The organism is Tenacibaculum sp. FZY0031 (assembly GCF_036350695.1).
Taxonomy (GTDB): Bacteria; Bacteroidota; Bacteroidia; order Flavobacteriales; family Flavobacteriaceae; genus Polaribacter.
In genome coordinates, this window is sequence record NZ_JAZDVY010000001.1 from 207,669 (window position 1) to 226,855 (window position 19,187).

19 protein-coding genes and 2 tRNA genes are annotated in these 19,187 nt (G+C 32.6%); 9 read left to right on the top strand and 12 right to left on the bottom strand.

Translation table 11 applies throughout. The features are described from left to right. From lpxA to fabG, 6 genes are all read left to right on the top strand, one after another. Nucleotides 1–786, top strand: a complete 786-nt coding sequence (gene lpxA / locus V1T75_RS00955) for an acyl-ACP--UDP-N-acetylglucosamine O-acyltransferase (RefSeq protein WP_330486687.1) — start codon at nt 1–3, stop codon at nt 784–786. A gap of 44 nt (nt 787–830) precedes the next feature. Further along, complete coding sequence (gene efp, locus V1T75_RS00960; protein ID WP_330486688.1) at nt 831–1,397, top strand: elongation factor P; 567 nt, start codon at nt 831–833, stop codon at nt 1,395–1,397. A gap of 39 nt (nt 1,398–1,436) precedes the next feature. Continuing rightward, a complete protein-coding gene (locus tag V1T75_RS00965) occupies nt 1,437–2,357 on the top strand; it encodes a UDP-3-O-(3-hydroxymyristoyl)glucosamine N-acyltransferase (RefSeq protein WP_330486689.1) in 921 nt (306 codons plus the stop codon). 74 nt (nt 2,358–2,431) lie between these two features. After that, complete coding sequence (gene sucD, locus V1T75_RS00970) at nt 2,432–3,304, top strand: succinate--CoA ligase subunit alpha (protein WP_099214339.1); 873 nt, start codon at nt 2,432–2,434, stop codon at nt 3,302–3,304. Between the two features lie 126 nt (nt 3,305–3,430). Further along, nucleotides 3,431–3,619 (top strand): hypothetical protein, encoded by a 189-nt coding sequence (locus V1T75_RS00975; protein ID WP_330486690.1) that lies wholly within the window; start codon nt 3,431–3,433, stop codon nt 3,617–3,619. Nucleotides 3,620–3,878: 259 nt separating this feature from the next. Beyond that, a complete protein-coding gene (fabG, locus tag V1T75_RS00980; protein ID WP_330486691.1) occupies nt 3,879–4,625 on the top strand; it encodes a 3-oxoacyl-[acyl-carrier-protein] reductase in 747 nt (248 codons plus the stop codon). A 285-nt stretch (nt 4,626–4,910) separates the two neighbouring features. On the opposite strand, the gene V1T75_RS00985 is transcribed toward fabG, so the two are convergent. From V1T75_RS00985 to V1T75_RS00995, 3 genes are all read right to left on the bottom strand, one after another. After that, a complete protein-coding gene (locus V1T75_RS00985; RefSeq protein WP_330486692.1) occupies nt 4,911–5,336 on the bottom strand; it encodes a helix-turn-helix domain-containing protein in 426 nt (141 codons plus the stop codon). A 657-nt stretch (nt 5,337–5,993) separates the two neighbouring features. Next, the gene (purL, locus tag V1T75_RS00990; RefSeq protein ID WP_330486693.1) at nt 5,994–9,662 is read right to left on the bottom strand and encodes a phosphoribosylformylglycinamidine synthase; all 3,669 of its coding nucleotides are present in this window, start codon (nt 9,660–9,662) and stop codon (nt 5,994–5,996) included. 98 nt (nt 9,663–9,760) lie between these two features. Further along, on the bottom strand, nt 9,761–10,546 hold the full coding sequence (locus tag V1T75_RS00995) for a carboxypeptidase-like regulatory domain-containing protein (protein WP_330486694.1): 786 nt from the start codon (nt 10,544–10,546) through the stop codon (nt 9,761–9,763). A gap of 224 nt (nt 10,547–10,770) precedes the next feature. Here V1T75_RS00995 and V1T75_RS01000 point away from each other — a divergent pair, with 224 nt between their 5' ends. Further along, the gene (locus V1T75_RS01000) at nt 10,771–12,489 is read left to right on the top strand and encodes a thiol-activated cytolysin family protein (RefSeq protein WP_330486695.1); all 1,719 of its coding nucleotides are present in this window, start codon (nt 10,771–10,773) and stop codon (nt 12,487–12,489) included. 206 nt (nt 12,490–12,695) lie between these two features. On the opposite strand, the gene V1T75_RS01005 is transcribed toward V1T75_RS01000, so the two are convergent. Both V1T75_RS01005 and V1T75_RS01010 read right to left on the bottom strand, forming a co-directional pair. Continuing rightward, nucleotides 12,696–12,778, bottom strand: a tRNA-Leu gene (locus V1T75_RS01005). A gap of 37 nt (nt 12,779–12,815) precedes the next feature. Next, nucleotides 12,816–12,888, bottom strand: a tRNA-Lys gene (locus tag V1T75_RS01010). 107 nt (nt 12,889–12,995) lie between these two features. On the opposite strand from V1T75_RS01010, the gene V1T75_RS01015 reads away from it, so the two are divergent. Further along, the gene (locus V1T75_RS01015; protein ID WP_330486696.1) at nt 12,996–13,514 is read left to right on the top strand and encodes a shikimate kinase; all 519 of its coding nucleotides are present in this window, start codon (nt 12,996–12,998) and stop codon (nt 13,512–13,514) included. On the opposite strand, the gene V1T75_RS01020 is transcribed toward V1T75_RS01015, so the two are convergent. After that, entirely contained in the window at nt 13,506–14,009 is a 504-nt protein-coding gene (locus tag V1T75_RS01020) for a phosphoribosyltransferase domain-containing protein (protein WP_330486697.1), read from the bottom strand. The two genes, V1T75_RS01015 and V1T75_RS01020, sit on opposite strands and share 9 nt — an antisense overlap. A 28-nt stretch (nt 14,010–14,037) precedes the next feature. After that, complete coding sequence (locus V1T75_RS01025) at nt 14,038–14,427, bottom strand: RNA-binding S4 domain-containing protein (RefSeq protein WP_330486698.1); 390 nt, start codon at nt 14,425–14,427, stop codon at nt 14,038–14,040. A gap of 79 nt (nt 14,428–14,506) precedes the next feature. Here V1T75_RS01025 and V1T75_RS01030 point away from each other — a divergent pair, with 79 nt between their 5' ends. Next, entirely contained in the window at nt 14,507–15,376 is an 870-nt protein-coding gene (locus V1T75_RS01030) for an FKBP-type peptidyl-prolyl cis-trans isomerase (RefSeq protein WP_330486699.1), read from the top strand. A gap of 81 nt (nt 15,377–15,457) precedes the next feature. Here the strand turns inward: V1T75_RS01030 and V1T75_RS01035 are convergent, their stop codons facing one another. The 5 genes from V1T75_RS01035 to smpB all read right to left on the bottom strand — a co-directional run bounded on the left by V1T75_RS01035 (nt 15,458) and on the right by smpB (nt 19,108). Then, a complete protein-coding gene (locus tag V1T75_RS01035) occupies nt 15,458–16,069 on the bottom strand; it encodes a porin family protein (protein ID WP_330486700.1) in 612 nt (203 codons plus the stop codon). 111 nt (nt 16,070–16,180) lie between these two features. Next, nucleotides 16,181–17,131 (bottom strand): transketolase family protein, encoded by a 951-nt coding sequence (locus V1T75_RS01040; RefSeq protein WP_330486701.1) that lies wholly within the window; start codon nt 17,129–17,131, stop codon nt 16,181–16,183. A 54-nt stretch (nt 17,132–17,185) separates the two neighbouring features. After that, nucleotides 17,186–17,767 (bottom strand): Maf-like protein, encoded by a 582-nt coding sequence (locus V1T75_RS01045; protein WP_330486702.1) that lies wholly within the window; start codon nt 17,765–17,767, stop codon nt 17,186–17,188. Then, entirely contained in the window at nt 17,754–18,650 is an 897-nt protein-coding gene (locus V1T75_RS01050) for a hypothetical protein (protein WP_330486703.1), read from the bottom strand. Before V1T75_RS01050 ends, V1T75_RS01045 begins: the two co-directional genes overlap by 14 nt. Then, nucleotides 18,650–19,108 (bottom strand): SsrA-binding protein SmpB, encoded by a 459-nt coding sequence (gene smpB / locus V1T75_RS01055; RefSeq protein WP_330486704.1) that lies wholly within the window; start codon nt 19,106–19,108, stop codon nt 18,650–18,652. Before smpB ends, V1T75_RS01050 begins: the two co-directional genes overlap by 1 nt. Nucleotides 19,109–19,187: the final 79 nt, after the last annotated feature.

Consider the following 19,187-nt stretch of genomic DNA (forward strand, 5'->3'; position numbering starts at 1 on the left):
ATGAATCAACCACTTGCGTACGTACACCCTCAAGCAAAAATAGCTCGTAATGTAGTTATCGAACCTTTTACAACCATTCATGCAAATGTAGAAATAGGTTCAGGAACATGGATAGGTTCTAATGTAACCATTATGGAAGGTGCGCGCATCGGTAAAAACTGTCGAATTTTTCCAGGAGCTGTTATTTCAGCAATTCCTCAAGATTTAAAATATAATGACGAGGATACAATTGTAGAAATAGGCGATAATGTTACCATAAGAGAGTGTGTAACCATTAACAGAGGAACTTCCGATAGAATGAAAACAGTTATTGGTGATAACTGTTTAATAATGGCGTATTGTCATATTGCGCACGATTGTAAAGTGGGAGATAATTGCATCTTTTCAAATAACTCAACATTAGCAGGTCATGTAACTGTAGGAGATAATGTAGTGCTTGCAGGTATGGTGGCAGTACATCAATTTGCCTCGGTAGGAAACCATGCTTTTGTAACCGGTGGATCGTTGGTACGTAAAGATGTTCCTCCTTATGTAAAAGCAGCAAGAGAACCATTATCATATGTAGGTATTAACTCAGTAGGCTTAAGAAGAAGAGGGTTTACAACTGAAAAAATTAGAGAAATTCAGGATGTATATCGAATTTTATTTCAGAAAAATTACAACAATTCACAAGCGATTGATATAATTGAAGCTGAAATGGAAGCAACTTCAGAAAGAGACGAGATTATTCAGTTTATCAAAGATTCACATCGCGGAATCATGAAAGGATATTTTAAAGCAAATTAATTAGTAAAATTGCACTTATAAGAGCAACTATAAAGATCAAATAAATGGCATCAACATCAGATATTAAAAAAGGATTGTGTATAAAGTATAATCACGATATATTTAAAATCATTGAGTTTTTACATGTAAAACCAGGAAAAGGACCAGCTTTTGTACGTACAAAACTTAAAAGTGTTACTTCTGGAAAAGTGATTGATAATACTTTTTCTGCAGGGCATAAAATTGAAGACGTTCGTGTAGAAACGCATAAATTTCAATATTTATACCCTGAAGGAGATATATACCATTTCATGAATACGGAAGATTATAACCAAATTACACTTCAAAAATCAGTATTAGACGCTCCAGACTTAATGAAAGAAGGAGAAGTAGTTACTGTTTTAATAAATACTGAAGACGGAATGCCGTTATCAGTAGAAATGCCTTCTCATGTTATTTTGGAAGTAACTCATACTGAACCAGGAGTAAAAGGAAATACAGCAACAAATGCAACTAAACCTGCAACCGTTGAAACGGGAGCAAGAATTAATGTTCCTTTATTTATTAATGAAGGGGATAAAATAAAAATAGATACAGAAAAAGGCGCTTACACCGAACGTATTAAAGAATAAATACACTATTCCCGCGTTAGCGGGAATTTCTTTTTAAAAATGAAATTTAAACAGCCTCAAACTTTAGAGCAAATAGCAGCTTTATTAAGTGTAGAATTTGTAGGAGAACCTCATTTTCCAATCTCAGGAATTAATGAAATTCACGTAGTAGAAAAGGGAGATATAGTGTTTGTGGATCATCCAAAATACTACGATAAAGCACTAAACTCAGCAGCTACTACCATACTAATAAACAAAAAAGTAGCTTGCCCAGAAGGAAAATCACTTCTAATTTCTGAAGACCCTTTTAGAGATTTTAATAAAATCACCAAACATTATAATCCTTTCATAGCTTCAAAAAGCAGTATTGCTGAATCTGCTGTTATAGGAGAAAATACGGTTATACAACCCAATGTTTTCATAGGAGAAAACGTAGTTATTGGTAAAAATTGTTTAATACATGCAAATGTGTCAATTAACAATAACTGTATAATAGGAGATAATGTAACAATCCACGCTAATACTGTTTTAGGAGCAGATGCATTCTATTATAAAAACAGACCAGAAGGTTTTGATAAACTAATTTCTGGAGGTAGAGTAGTACTTGAAGATAATGTAGATTTAGGAGCTTCTTGTACAATTGATAGGGGGGTAACTGGAGATACGTTAATAGGTGCTGGATCAAAAATTGATAATCAAGTTCATATAGGGCACGATACGGTAATAGGTAAAAAATGTTTAATAGCTGCTCAAACTGGTATTGCAGGATGTACAGTGATTGAAGATGAAGTTACTATTTGGGGACAAGTAGGAATTATTAGTGGATTAACCATAGAAAAAGGAACTGTTTTAATGGCACAAACAGGAGTGACAAAATCCTTAAAAAAAGGAGTTTATTTTGGTACACCGCAGCGTGAGTACCGTCAAACACTAAGAGAAGTCATCTATTTAAAAAACGCAACAAATAAAGAAAAAAAGTAACCTAAAATTAATTGTGAAAACACAATTAAAAAGTTATTTTTGTCTGTCTTAAAAAAATAATAAAAAGCAAACCAATGAGTGTTTTAGTAAATAAAGATTCAAAAATTATAGTTCAAGGTTTTACAGGTAGCGAAGGTACTTTCCACGCTGGCCAAATGATCGATTACGGAACAAACGTAGTTGGAGGTGTAACGCCAGGCAAAGGAGGTCAAGAGCATTTAGGAAAGCCAGTTTTTAATACAGTTGATGAAGCTGTACAAAAAGCAGGAGCTGATACTTCAATTATTTTTGTGCCACCAGCATTTGCTGCTGACGCTATAATGGAGGCTGCCGAAGCTGGAATCAAAGTAATTATTTGTATTACTGAAGGAATTCCAACAGCTGATATGGTAAAAGTAAAAGCTTATATTGATCAATTAGATTGTACTTTAGTTGGACCTAACTGTCCAGGAGTAATTACTCCTGAAGAAGCAAAAGTAGGAATCATGCCAGGATTTATCTTCAAGAAAGGTAAGGTAGGTATCGTTTCTAAATCGGGAACTTTAACTTATGAAGCTGCTGATCAAGTTGTAAAACAAGGATACGGAATTACTACTGCTATTGGTATTGGTGGAGATCCAATTATTGGAACGACTACTAAAGAAGCTGTTGAGTTATTAATGAATGATGATGAAACTGAAGCAATCGTAATGATTGGTGAAATTGGAGGTAACTTAGAAGCTGAGGCTGCTCGTTGGATTAAAGCTGACGGTAACCGTAAGCCAGTAGTTGGTTTTATTGCAGGGCAAACTGCTCCAGCTGGTAGAACAATGGGACATGCAGGTGCTATTGTTGGTGGTGCTGATGATACAGCGCAAGCAAAAATGAAAATTTTAGCAGAAAACGGAGTACACGTTGTAGAATCTCCTGCTAAAATTGGAGAAATGGTTGCTAAGGTTTTAGCATAATCTTAAAAGAAAGAATTTTAACAAAAACTGTTAAAATTTTACCATAAATTATTTTTAAATCCGTTGAATTCATAAATTCAACGGATTTTTATATATTTAAGCAGTCATTAATTTAAAATATATAAAATGAAATTAGATCAAGTAAAAAATTTAGGAAAAGAATTAACAAAAAGTCAATTAAAAGAAGCAACGGGTGGTAGAACCTGGTATTACCAATGTGCTGATGGTAGAAGCGGGCAAATTAGAAATGGAGGAGATACCCTTACAGAAAATCCTTGTGGTGATGTAGATGGAGAAGCTTGGTCTAATGGATAGTATGAAAATATAATATAAATTGATTAAATCCAATATTTAATAAATATTGGATTTTTTTGTTACAATAAATGCTAAGATCAATTCATAAGAATGAAGTTTAACGATAAATATACTAATCGTTATGAGTTGGCTAAATCAAGAGCTGTTATTGGTGAATACTCAATTGTGCCTAGGTATTAAAACATAATAAAATCCTGCTAAAAAATAATCTTTAGCAGGATTTTCTTTTTATATTTGACGCTATTAAAACAACTAATAAATGAAACTTTTAGAAAATAAAACAGCAATTATTACAGGAGCTACCAGAGGAATTGGTAGAGGAATTGCCTTAGAGTTTGCAAACCAAGGATGTAATGTTGCATTTACGTATAACTCATCTGTTGAGGCAGCAACTGCTTTAGAAAATGAATTGAAAGCATTAGGGGTAAACGCTAAAGGATATCAATCTAATGCGGCAGAATTTGATGCAGCTCAAGAGTTGGCAAAAAATGTTTTAGCAGAATTTGGAACTATAGATGTATTGGTAAACAACGCAGGTATTACTAAAGACAATTTGTTAATGCGTATTTCTGAAGATGATTTTGATAAAGTAATCGAAGTAAATTTAAAATCTGTTTTCAATTTAACCAAAGCAGTTATTCGTCCGATGATGAAACAACGTGCAGGTTCAATTATTAATATGAGTTCTGTAGTTGGATTGAAAGGAAATGCTGGTCAAGCAAATTATGCAGCATCAAAAGCAGGAATTTTAGGGTTCTCAAAATCGGTAGCATTAGAATTAGGTTCTCGTAATATCCGTAGTAACGTAGTTGCTCCAGGTTTTATCGAAACTGAGATGACAGCAAAATTAGACGAAAAAGTTGTTGAAGGTTGGAGAAACGAAATTCCTTTAAAAAGAGGAGGAACTCCAGAAGATATTGCAAATGCTTGTGTATTTTTAGCATCTGATATGAGTTCATATATTACTGGTCAAACATTATCAGTTGACGGAGGGATGTTAACCTAAAATTTAACTTACATATAAAAAGTAAAAAGCCTGTATTATTTTTATAATACAGGCTTTTTCTATTTTAAGGGGTTGATTTGCTTGTAAGGGGACAAGCATGAGGGGTTTGCTTTAGGGGACATTCGTCTAAACTCAACTTAAAGGGGATGTAAGTTTTAGGGGAGTTTAGTTTTTAATGACTCATAAAATCCAAACGATTTGTTAGGGGATACAAATACAGAGGGGTTACTTGAATTTTACAACCCATTAAATTCTTTGGGGATTATAAGGGAATCATTTATACTATTATCTTTTTTTGTAATCTTCAAAGGTTCCATCATCGTATAGAACCAAAATATTTTTAATTTCTCTAAAAGCGGTTGATTCTTTTGGTTTCATAGTACTCTCTGAGAATTGCGTATTTGATTTTTTTTTGGGTTCTTGCTCAAATACTACATTTTCAGTAAACAGAGAAGGAGCTTCATTTTTCTCTATTCTAACTTCTTTCTCCTGGTTTTGTATATTGGGAGGAAAATTCCCTTTACCGTATACTAACCAATTCAAGTCTACTTCATCAAAAGCCGTTTCAACTTTTATAATAAAATCTAAGCTCGGTTTATTTCTTCCTGATAATAGGTGAGAAATGCTAGATCTAGGAACATCAATTTTATCTGCAAAACTTGACGCCGATAAATTGTAATAATCTAATATCTGTTTTAGTCTTTCTATCATTTGTTTACTTATGTAAACATTAGGGGTTGTTTACAGTTGTGAATATATGTTATTTTATAATTGTAAACAAGAAAAAAATACTTTTTTTAAACTATTAATACAATGCGGGCTATATAAAACTTTAAGTAATAGCACATAACTTACTTGAATACAGTTATTTATGTGTAAATAATAGACAAATACTATAGAGTAACTAAATCTGTACAATTACAATTGTAATTATTAAATTATAGGTTTATAAGGTGTTTAATGTTGTAAATTAGTCTAAGAATGATCATTATAATACCTTTATTCGCTTATTAATAGCTTGTTTTATGCTTTTAAAATAAATAATAACGCTTTATACATCTAAATAATAGACTTCTTTTTATAATTCTATTTAAATTCTTTAAAATCAGTATCATAATAACATCTCACTTATATAAGTACTCTAAAATTACTAAGCCTATAAGCATGATAATTAAAAAGAACTAATTATACTTCTATATGTGTAACATAGATGTTGTAATAGCTATGATTCAGGATAGTTATTACAATTGTAACTAAAAACAAGCAGTTAACAATTGTGAATACATGAATTGTATGTTTACTTTTGTAAAAAAAAGAAAGCACCCTGTTTACAGAGTGCTTTTTGTAGTTGAGAATGTGGTATTCTACTTATTTTTTATTCTCTATCCATTTTCTGGCATTCACAAAAGCTTCTAACCAAGGAGAAACTTCATCTTGTCTGTCTTGTGGATAGTTTGCCCAGTTCCATTGGAAAGTAGAACGTTCAATATGTGGCATAGTAACTAAATGACGACCCGTTTTATCACATAGCATCGCTGTGTTATAATCTGAACCGTTTGGATTGTTAGGATAGCCTTCATATCCATACTTAGCCACAATGTTATACTTGTTTTCAGTTTGCGGTAAATGGAACTTTCCTTCTCCATGAGAAATCCAAACTCCTAGTTCAGTTCCAGCTAAACTAGATAACATTACTGAATTATTCTCTTGAACTTTTACAGATGTAAATGAGCTTTCGTGTTTCTTAGAATCGTTGTGAAGCATTTTACCATGCTCATTATGTTCAGGATTAATAAGTTCTAATTCCATAAACAACTGACACCCGTTACATATACCAACTGAAAGCGTATCTTCTCTTTTAAAGAAATTTTTCAAAGCAGTATTTGCTTTTTCATTATATAAAAATGCACCAGCCCATCCTTTAGCAGATCCTAATACATCGGAATTTGAAAATCCACCTACGGCCCCAATAAATTGAATATCTTCTAGCGTTTCACGACCAGAAATTAAATCTGTCATGTGAACATCCTTTACATCAAAACCAGCTAAATACATAGCATTTGCCATTTCGCGTTCAGAGTTTGAACCTTTTTCACGAATAATAGCAGCTTTAGGTCTGTTAGTTACAGTTCCCACAGTATCAGCAAGCTTCCCTGTAAAATATGTAGGAAATGTATAGTTTAATGGTTGGTTTTTATAATTATCAAAACGATCTTTAGCCAAACCATTAGCTGTTTGCTTTTGATCTAATAAATATGACGTTTTATACCAAGTGTCTCTTAATTCAGCAATTGATAGAGCAAAAACATCAGAACCATTTTTAATATTTAATCGATCAGATTCAGTAACCGAACCAATTTTAAAGAACTCAATGTTATTATCAGCTAAAGTTTGTTCGACAGAAGCATCTGTTGCTTGGAAAACAATTCCTGAGTTTTCTGCAAATAACAATTTGATACTATCAGCTTCATTTAAAGGAGATAAATCTAAGTTGGCACCTACATTTACATCTGCAAAACACAATTCTAATAAGGTAGTAATCAATCCTCCAGACGCCACATCGTGACCTGCAACGATTTTTCCTTCTTTAATTAAATTCTGTAAAATAGTAAAAGCAGATTTAAAGAATTCATTATTGGTAATCGTAGGAGCAGAGTTTCCTAATTTATTTAGGATTTGTGCAAAAGAACTTCCTCCTAATTTAAAATCATCTTGCGATAAGTTGATGTAATAGATGTTTCCTTTATTTGGTTGTAAAACAGGTTCTACTACTTTGGTAATATCGTTACAGTTAGCTGCGGCAGAAATAACCACAGTTCCAGGAGAAATTACTTCTTCATTCGGATATTTTTGTTTCATCGATAAAGAATCCTTTCCTGTTGGAACATTGATTCCTAAATCGATAGAAAAATCTGAAACCGCTTTTACTGCTTTGTATAAACGAGCATCTTCCCCTTCATTTTTACAAGGCCACATCCAGTTAGCTGATAATGAAACCGATTGCAAACCATCTTTTAAAGGAGCCCATACAATATTTGTTAAGGCTTCAGCGATTGAGTTTTTACTTCCAGCTTCCGGATCAATCAATCCAGAAATAGGAGAGTGTCCAATTGTAGTGGCAATTCCTTCTTTACCTTTATAATCTAATGCCATTACCCCAACATTGTTTAGGGGGATTTGTAATGAACCAACACATTGTTGTTTTGCTACTTTTCCACCAACACAACGGTCCACTTTATTAGTCAACCAATCTTTACAGGCAACCGCTTCTAATTGCAAAACTTGCTCTAAATAATGAGTAAAATTTTCTTTAGAATACTCCACATTAGCATAATTGCGATTTACTGTGCTATCAGTCATAACTGTTTTAGGAGAACTACCGAACATATCTTCTAAAGCTAAATCCATTGGTTTGTTTCCGTTGGTTTTAGATTCAAAAGTAAAACGGTGATCTCCAGTAACATCACCTACCGTGTACATTGGTGAACGTTCGCGTTCAGCTATTTTATGAAGGGTATCGATATGCTTTTCAGCAATTACCAATCCCATACGCTCTTGTGACTCATTCCCTATAATTTCTTTATCAGATAGGGTAGGGTCACCCACTGGTAATTTATCTAAGTCGATTTTTCCACCAGTATCTTCTACTAATTCAGATAAACAGTTTAAGTGCCCACCAGCTCCATGATCGTGAATAGAAACGATAAAGTTTTCATCACTTTCTACCATACCACGAACCGCATTGGCAGCACGTTTTTGCATTTCTGGGTTTGAACGTTGAATTGCATTTAACTCAATTCCCGTTGAAAATTCTCCAGTATCAGCAGAAGAAACAGCAGCCCCTCCCATACCAATACGATAGTTTTCACCACCAAGAATTACTATTTTATCTCCTTCTTGCGGAGTATCTTTTAATGCTTGCTCTTTTTTACCATATCCAATACCACCCGCTTGCATGATGACTTTATCAAAACCAAGTTTGCGAGCATCTTCCTCATGTTCAAAGGTTAATACAGAACCGCAAATTAAAGGTTGTCCGAATTTATTACCAAAATCAGAAGCTCCGTTAGAAGCTTTGATTAAAATATCCATAGGAGTTTGGTATAACCATGTACGTTCATCCATTCCTTTTTCCCAAGGGCGATTCTCTTCTAAACGAGAATACGAAGTCATGTATACCGCAGTACCTGCTAATGGCAACGATCCTTTTCCACCAGCTAATCTATCGCGAATTTCACCTCCTGAGCCTGTTGCAGCACCATTAAAAGGCTCAACAGTAGTAGGGAAATTGTGAGTTTCTGCTTTTAAAGAAATAACAGATTCAAATTCTTTTGTTTCGTAAAAATCGGGTTTATCCGCACTTTTAGGAGCAAATTGTTCCACCTTTGGTCCTTGGATAAAAGCTACATTGTCTTTATAAGCAGATACAATATCGTTTGGATTTTGCTTAGAGGTTTCTTTAATTAACTTGAATAAAGAAGTAGGCATCTCTTCACCGTCAATAACAAAAGTTCCGTTGAAAATTTTATGACGACAGTGTTCTGAATTTACTTGAGAAAATCCAAATACTTCAGAATCGGTTAATTTTCTTCCTATTTTAGTAGCTACTTCTTCTAAATAAGTAATTTCTTCATTGCTTAAAGCTAGTCCTTCTTGCTCGTTGTAAGCAGCAATGTTGTCAATTTCTAAAATTGGCTCAGGCTGAATATTAATGGTAAAAGTCGCTTGGTTTAACCCGTCAAATTTTTGAGAAATCATCGGATCGAAATCAGAAAAATCATTAGCTACCGCTTCAAATTCTTCTATTCTAATTATTCCAGAAATTCCCATGTTTTGAGTAATTTCGACAGCATTGGTACTCCAAGGAGTAATCATTGCTGCTCTGGGTCCAACAAAAAAGGCGTCGATAGACGCCGCATTTATTTTCGGTTGGTTGCCAAATAACCAAGTTAATTTCGAAATTGTTTCAGATGTTAATTCTTCTGTTGTTTGAACAGCAAAAACCTTGCTGTTTACGTTTCCAAAGAAATGAATCATTATTAGTTGTGTTTGTGTGTGTTTTTGAAAGCTGTAAATTTAGTTCTTTTGGTTGAAATAGAAGCATAAAAAAAGCAGCAAAATTTTGCTGCTTTCATTTATTTCTGGTCAGGTATTCTGTTTCGTTCTATTTTCCCTTTTTTTACGGTTTTATAATTTTCGTAGCAGTTTAAAACTGCTTCTATTAATTGCAAGTCACTAGCTTTTTTTATAAAATATTCAGAGTAATTACAGTCAGATAATAGTTTGTTTAACTCAGCTCTATCCATTTCAAGATATTCCATCATAACTTCACGATCAAATTTACCAGCTAACATTTTACGTAAATCATCCTCTTTTTTAAGCTTTTTTAATTTTTTAAGCTGTTTCGGTTTGCTTCCAAAGAGGTTATATACCAAATCTACTGGATTCAACAGTTTAGCTATAGGAGAGGAAATTTTTTGAGGTCTTCCAACTTCATATGTTTGTGGTAATCCGTTGATATGTATCCTTGTAAAACGATCTTTAGGAACTTGCTTAATATCTACTTCCAAAACACCTATTAGTTTGGTTGATTTAATAACCACTTCTTTTACCTCTTCAGGCTTTTCTTCTAAAGATATAACCACTTCATTCCCTTTTAAAAGGTCGTTCGTAACTTTTAATTTAATAGAAGCATAACCTAAATAGGAAACCAATACTGTATCGTTTGCTTGAGCAACAAGATCAAAGAGCCCATTTTCATTAGTAATGGTACCTACAACGCTATTGAGGTTTAAGATATGTGCTGCACTTAAAGGTTTTTTAGATTCTGAGTCTATTATTTGCCCTTTTAGTTTGTCTTGCGCCTGAATAGACAATATACTAAATACTATTGCTACTAGAAATAATAATTGTTTTTGCATAGGGCGAAAATAAGAATAATAGGCTTTATACTCGTTAATAATTTGTGAAATTAACTATTCTTTACTTTCGGGGGTTTTTGTTTGTGTAAAAAGTAAAATATAGACCATAAAACAGTGTAATAATTTAAAAAAATAAATAAAAAAGTAGGGAAAACACATTTTTAGATGTTTAATTACTCCTCGAGGTCTTAATTAGTACAATGTTAAATTTTAAAAATAAATAAATGAAAAATCTAAAAATACTTGGATTAACCCTTTTTTCAATTATTTCATGTCAAAAAGAAGATTTATTACACAATACTGAAATAAATTCTAGCACAGAACAAATAGCACAATTTATAACATCAGATATTCCTGATGGTATTCATAATTTAAATATCAAAGAACTACACGATAGCAAGTCATCCAAAGCTGAAAGACTAGCGATGGAAGAAAACTGTGTTGATAAAGAAATATCGTTTACTCAAACAGATTCAGACTTCTTTATTCTAGATGCCAATAGTTCTTTATTATGGCCAGGTAATTTAGTAGCAGCAAGATCTATACAAGAAGGAGCTCCAGTGTCGATACCTATTTCAGGAGAAGACAGGAATCCTGTAGAGGTAAGAGTTAACGTGTTATCAGGAACATCTGCTTCTACTTCAAGAATTATTGAAGCGCCAACACCAGGAAAAGTACAAGACAATTTGAATTCTATTTTAAATGCGTACTATAAAAGTGAAGCTAATTTTCCTGCTAGCTTTGATATTAGTATTCAACGAATTCACGATGAAAAACAATTTCAACTTTCTTTAAATGCTGGATACTCTGGACCTAGTGTAAAAGTATCTGGTAGTTTTGGGCTAGACTTTTCTAGTCAAAAAACAAGATATGCAGTTACTTTGAGGCAACGTTTTTTTACAGCTTCAGTGTCTCCTAAAGAAGGAATTATAGGAAAGAATGGGTGGTTTACCAACAATGTTTCTCCAGATAGATTACAACCCTATGTTACTGATTATTTAGAGGTAAGTGAAGAGCAACAAAATCCGTCTTCGTATATAGAGTCTGTAACTTATGGTAAACTATATACGTTAATTTATGAGTCGAGTAGTAGTGCTAAAGAAGTTGAAGCAGCATTGAATTTTGCTTATAAAGCAGTTGGAACAAAAGTGAATGCAGAAATAGAAGCAAGATATAAGTCTATTTTCAGTGAATCGACTGTTAAAGTAAAGCAATTAGGAGGAAATGCAACTTCAGGAATAGCATCATCTTTAGCTGCCATGGCTAATAATTTAGATAGAGTTGTTGAATTTCTAAAAGAAGGAGCAGAGGTATCAGTTAATAATCCTGGATATCCTATTTCATACAAAGTGAACTATACCTATGATAATAGACCATTCAAAGTAAGTTCAAATTTAGAGTATACTATCAAAGAATGTGATTTAGTATATTATGATAAAATAAGAGTAGATCCAACTAATGTGGCTTTATATGGAAGCGATCACGGAACTAGTGGAGGAGAGCTTTTTGGTAGGTTTTATGTAGAAAAGTATGATCAAGAATTAGGATCCTGGTATTTAGCTGGAAGGAAAATTTACTGGGGATACGGAATTGAAGGTCATGTAGGCTTAGATTATTATAAATTCAATCAAAAAAGAAGTGTAGCTGATGGTGAGGTTATTGATTTTATGGTAAAAGCAAAAGCGGGTGAACGCTTTAGAATAGTTTCTGTAGTAGGAGAATGTGATTCTGGGTGTTATGTTTATAGAGATGGAGTAAAAGCCTCTAATGAATATGAATACAACCTTAGTTTAAAAAAATGGGTAGATTATACAAAACACAATCCGTATGTAGATAATTATACAGTAGGAGATGGGCTTCATAATAAAACATGGAATGGTATAAAAACCATAGTCCAGGGAGATACTTGTTATTTAGATTACGATACTTACATACTAAACTAAGTAATTTGATATAAATTTACGATAAGGAGGCTTTTTAGTCTCCTTTTTTTATTTGAATAATCTACAGCGGTCAACTATCTCGGAGCAAGTTCATGAGGTATTTATAGGAAAAAGCTCTTGATTTTCGAAGCAAGTTTTGGGGCATTACCCCCTTTGACGGTACCAATAAAAAAGCACCCTACATTTTGTAGGGTGCTTTTTTATTGTGCACGTAACAGGAGTCGAACCTGCACTTCCGTTGGAAACAAGCCCCTCAAGCCTGCGCGTCTACCAATTCCGCCATACGTGCATAAACTAAAAAAGTTAAGCATTTGCTTAACTTTTTGTGACCGGGCTGGGGCTCGAACCCAGGACCCTCTCCTTAAAAGGGAGATGCTCTACCAACTGAGCTACCCGGTCATTGCTTCTTTGTGAAAGCGGTTGCAAATATACAACTGTTCTTTAAATCAAAAAAGCTTTTTTGTAATAATTTTTACTCATATTTGTAACTGCTTAATTACTAGTTTATGAAAATTGTATTATTGGGGTATATGGCGAGTGGGAAATCGACAATTGGACGAATTTTAGCCGAAAAAATGCAAACTCCATTTATTGATTTAGATGCATATATAGAAAAAAAGGAAAGAAAAACAGTTTCTGAAATTTTTGAACAGAAAGGAGAAATCTATTTTAGAAAGCAAGAACATGTATATTTAAAGGAGCTTTTAGATAAAGAAGGCGATTTCGTTTTATCATTAGGAGGGGGCACTCCATGCTATGCTGGAAATATGGAGGTGTTATTAAGTTTTAACAAGGCAAAGTCTGTGTATTTAAAAACAAGCATCCATACTATTGTAAATAGGTTAACAAATGAAAAAAGTCAACGTCCATTAGTAGCTCGTTTGAATAAAGAAGAACTAACAGAGTTTGTTGCTAAACATTTATTTGAACGAAGTTACTATTACAATCAAGCTCAGTATAAGATTACTATTGATGACAAAAATAAAGAGGAAGTAGTGGAAGACTTACTATCTTTATTAAGTTAAGTAAGCAATTGTTTCGTTGGTTTTAAACTCTACGACTACGTGTTCTTTGATAGAAGTTGATAGAGAAATACCTTTAAAATCAGCTTTTACAGGATACTTTTTATGGTTTCTGTTTACTAATACCGCTGTTTTAAATCTTTTTAAAGGAACTTCTAAGAAGTGCTTTACGCCATATATTAAAGTGGTTCCTGAATTTAAAACATCGTCGACCAAAACCAACGCTTTATGCTGATATTCTTCACTGTTAATAGAGGTAGTGATTGGATTTATAGGGTTTTTCTTATCGATTAAAACTTTACATAAAGTTACAGTTAAAGGAGATATTTCACTTAAAATAGTTGAAATTTTTTCAGCTAAAAAATATCCATTATCAGCAATACCAGCTATAATAATTTCTTTTTCGTTACTATTGCTTTCATAAATTTGAAAAGCGATTCGACGAATTTTTTGTTCAACTTGAGTATTGTTTAAAATGATATTATTTACGTCTGTCATTTTTAGCTAACTTTAACTTAATTTGAGATTACAAATTAACATCATTTTTATCAGAATCTTCATAATAATCGTCAATATCACGACGATCTTTTTTTGTAGGACGTCCTGTTCCTTTTTTACGATAATAATCTTTAGCGTATTTCAGTAAATCTGTTTTTTCAAATTCTTCTTTAGGGGTCAAATCTTTTCTATATAAATCTACCAACTTAGCCCCAACCCGGTTAGGAGGGATATCTAATATTTTTATTTTATAATTAATTTGATTTTTTCGAATAGTAATTTCTTCACCACCAAATATTTCTTTCGATGGCTTTAAATTCGTTCCATCTATTTTAACATGCCCTTTTTTACAAGCATCTGTGGCAATACTACGAGTTTTAAATAAGCGAATACACCACAAATATTTGTCAATTCTCATATAAAAAGTTAATTTTTATCGTTTCGTTTTTTACAAAGGTATAAAAATGGTAAATTGCGCGTTAAAATTTCAGAATTAAATGATAAAATTTAAACATCTAGTTTATACTGCCATCGCAGGTGCTCTTTTATATGCATGTGGAAGTGATAGCAATTCTTCAGTTGATAATTTTGACCATGAAGCTCAAGCACTTATTGACAATGACTCTTTGGTTGTATTTTTAAAGAACAATTATTACGACGAGGCACTAGACTCAATTAAACCTATAATTAGTGGAAAAACATCGTTGTTCGACGATGACAAATTGGTAACTAAAGAAGTAACTGAAAACGATATTAATTATAAATTGTATTATTATGTAAACAGGGTTGGAACTCCAAATGTTGACAAAGGTTTTCCTACTGTGATGGATTCTGTTTATTCAAAATATAGAGGACAACGAATCGTTAGAAGAGATAGTTTAAGCCCTAATTTTGACAAAAATACAACTTGGTTTTCTTTAAATAGTGTAATTAGGGGGTGGACTTATAGTTTCATTCACTTTAAAGGAGGAAATAATGTTACCACTGATGGACCAATTACCTATGAAGATGGCGGGAAAGGAATTTTGTTTATTCCTTCTGGTTTAGCGTATGCTAATACAAGTAGAACTTCAATACCTCCTAATTCAATTCTATTATTTTATTTTGAATTATGGGACTTAGTTCCAGATACAGATGATGATCAAGACGGGGTTGCTTCAATTAATGAAGATCCTGATGGCGATGGAAATCCTAGAAATGATGATACTGATCAAGATGGCTTGCCTAATTATTTAGATACAGATGACGACGGCGATGGTGTTTTGTCGAAAAATGAAGATAAAAATGGAGACGGAAATCCGGCAAACGATTTTAGTGATCCAAACAAACCTACAGTGCCTGATTATTTGAATAGGGACATTTTTTAACGAGCTATTCGAAAAAAATAAATAATAAAAAAACCGAAGTCTAAAACTTCGGTTTTTTTATGTTTAAAACTTAAAAGGGTTTTAGAATCTATATGATAAACCTACAATAATTTGGTTTACACGCGTGTCAAAATTTACATTCCCTACATTAGAATCTACAAACTCTGCTTCTGTATCCGATAAGGCTCTTTCCCAACGTACATCTAAACCTAATTTACCAAGCTCAACACCAGCTCCTAACTGTAAACCAACAGAAAAACCATCCGAATTTACTTGTTTAAGATCTTCAATATCAAAATCAGAATCTAAAATGTACTGAAAAGAAGGTCCTGCAAAAACGTGTCCTACTTTTAAAAAGTTTAATCCTAATAAAACAGGGATGTCAATTTTTTGGATATCATAAGTAGTTGTTTTAGCAGAAAAACCTGTAGGTTCATACGAAACTTCGTTACTTAATTGTGTATATACCAATTCTGGTCTAATGTACAAACCAGTAGCAGGTAATTTTATACGTAACCATGCACCAGCATGAAAACCTGTTTTACTTTTTGCTCCACTAAAAACGTCGTCTTTTACGTCAGAAAAAGAATCTGAATTGTAATTGATACCACCTTTAATACCACCTTGTATTTGGCTTTGTGCTAATTGAGAACCTCCAATTAGAAGGCATAAGATAAAAATTGCTTTTTTCATTGTTATTAATTTACACTGTTATAAATTGGGTTAAATTTTACTTTTTACATAAAAAAATACATCACCTTAAACCTGAAAAGTGATGCATTTATTGTTTGAGGATCTATATTTTTATTTTCTAGAAATAACTTTTTCAACTGCTGTTACTATGGCTTCATCATTTAAACCATATTTTTTCATCAATTCATCAGGAGTCGCAGATTCTCCAAAGCTGTCATTTACAGCAACAAATTCTTGTGGAGTCGGTGTATGAGTCGCTAAGCAACGAGCCACACTTTCTCCTAATCCTCCATATTTGTTATGTTCTTCAGCTGTAACGATACATTTTGTTTTTGCTACAGATTTTAAAATCGCTTCTTCATCTAAAGGTTTAATTGTATGAATGTTTATAACTTCGGCAGAAACACCTTTTGCTTCTAACTGTTCAGCAGCCTGTAAAGCTTCCCATACTAAATGACCAGTAGCAACAATGGTAACATCGGTACCTTCAGTAAGTTGAATTGCTTTTCCTATTTTAAAAGGCTGATCGGTCATAAATACAGGTACTTTTGGGCGTCCAAAACGTAAATATACAGGTCCTTCATATTCTGCAATCGCTAAAGTTGCAGCTTTAGTTTGACTGTAATCACAAGTATTTATTACAGTCATACCAGGCAACATTTTCATTAGTCCAATATCTTCTAAAATTTGATGAGTAGCTCCATCTTCCCCTAAAGTTAATCCTGCGTGTGAAGCACAAATTTTTACATTTTTATCAGAATAAGCAACTGATTGACGAATTTGATCATAAACTCTACCAGTTGAAAAGTTAGCGAATGTACCTGTAAAAGGAATTTTTCCACCAATAGTTAACCCAGCAGCAATTCCTATCATATTGGCCTCAGCAATTCCTACTTGATAAAAACGCTCAGGATGATTTTCAGCAAATTCATTCATTTTTAATGAACCCGTTAAATCTGCACATAGGGCTACAACATTAGGATTTTTTTGGCCTAATTCTGTTAAACCATCACCAAACCCAGATCGGGTATCTTTTTTTTCTGTGTAAGTATATTTTTTCATCAGTTTGTGTTGTGTAAATACGCGTCAAAAATAATCTTTTATATAGATGTAAAGCTACAATTTTGATAATTCTTTGTAAAGTTTATGAATAGGAAAGCCCATAACGTTAAAATAGCTTCCTTCAATTTTAGCAATTCCTATTTTACCTATCCACTCTTGAATACCATAAGCTCCTGCTTTATCAAATGGTTTGTACGTTGTTAGGTAGTAATCAATTTCATCGTCTAAAAGTTCTCTAAAATGAACAATCGTAATATCATTTACGGTTGTTTGAAATGATTTATTAGTAATGCATATCGAGGTGACAACTTCGTGTGTGGTATTGGAAAGTTTTTTAAGCATTTGAAATGCTTCATCATAATTTTTAGGTTTTCCTAAGGCCTCATTGTTTATCCATACAATAGTATCTGATGTTATTAATAACTCATTCTCTCGTAATTCTTCTTTGAATGGAGAAGCTTTTAAGTCAGCTAAAAAATCAGTTATTTCAGTATGATTTAATTCCTCAGGATAAATTTCCTCAACATCTTTTGTTTTAATTGTAAAAGGAATATCTAAGCTTTTTATAAGTTCTTGTCTTCTAGGAGAGTTTGAAGCGAGAATAATAGAGTATTTTGACAGTTTAGTAGATAACATATTTAATATAATAAGCTATGATAGGGATACTTAAAAGGGCTAAAAAGAAATTTACATAACTAAGGTTACGTAAACGCTGATAGTCCTTAGCTTCAGAAGCTAACATTAATCGATAGATAAAATGTAGTTCAGGAATGGTACCTAATAACATAATAGTTGAAAAGATAAATTTATTTTTAATAAAGGCAACAGCTATTGAAAAGACAAACAAACTACCTATAATAGACAGCATTAAAGCGATGTCTTTTGCTCTTTTTCTACCCAATAAAACGGGTAATGTATTTTGCTTGTTAAGGTTGTCTTGATTTACGTTAGTTATATCAATAATAATCTCCATTACAATATTACTTAGAAAAGAGATAATTACATATGCTATGGTAATTAGTTGAAGGTTGTAAAACAATTCCCATTGTTCAATAGATAAATTAAGGGGAAAATCAAACCACCAAAGAGTTAATAAAGCAAAAGGTTTTAGAAATGAGGTAACAATATTGCTAAAAAAAGTTTTTTGGGTATTGTTTTTAGAATAGAGGTATACAATTATGGGACATACTATAAATATGAGTCCGTACCAAGCTTTGTTCACTTTTATAGATAAGCACAATCCAACAACAACGCCTGCCAAGGTTAAATAAATAGCCAGTTTTTTTACTTTTTGTAAAGGAAGTTTTGTTTTCTTTTGAGAATTTCTAAAGAAAAAACTAGTCAAATAACCAGCAGCGAGTAAGAAAGCACTTGAAATGGATAGCAAACTTAGGTCAAGAAAGGAAAGAGTTGTTTTAAAACCATAACCGTGTAAAAAAGAAAATTTGAATAAGAATAGAATAAAAATAAAATATACAATTTTCTTCCACTGTATGATATTTAAAAAAGTATCATTCATTAATTATAAGCCTTTTTAACCCTGGCTAAATCTCGTTTATTATCACGGTCTTTAATGCTTTGTCTTTTATCATGAGTTTTCTTTCCTTTAGCCAAAGCAATATCTAATTTTGCCCAACCGTTTTCATTAATAAATAATCGTAATGGTACAATGGTACTACCTTTGGCTTCAACTTCTTTTTCAAGTTTTTTCAATTCCCGTTTGTTCAGCAATAAACGACGCTCACTTTTAGGTTTGTGATTATAATGATGACCAAAGGCGTATTCTTCGATGTACATATTTACAACAAAAAGTTCCCCTTTATCATTAAACTCACAAAAACTCTCGGTAATTCGAGCCTTACTTTGTCGTATCGATTTTATTTCAGTACCCGTAAGTTGAATTCCTGCTGTATATTTATCAAGTATCTCGTATTCAAAACGAGCTTTTTTGTTCTGTATGTTAATCTTTTTTTGCATAAATAAGTCACAAATATAACCATAATTTTAAGTTGTTAAATAAAATTATTAAGCTATGATTTAAGTCATGTTTTTAGGG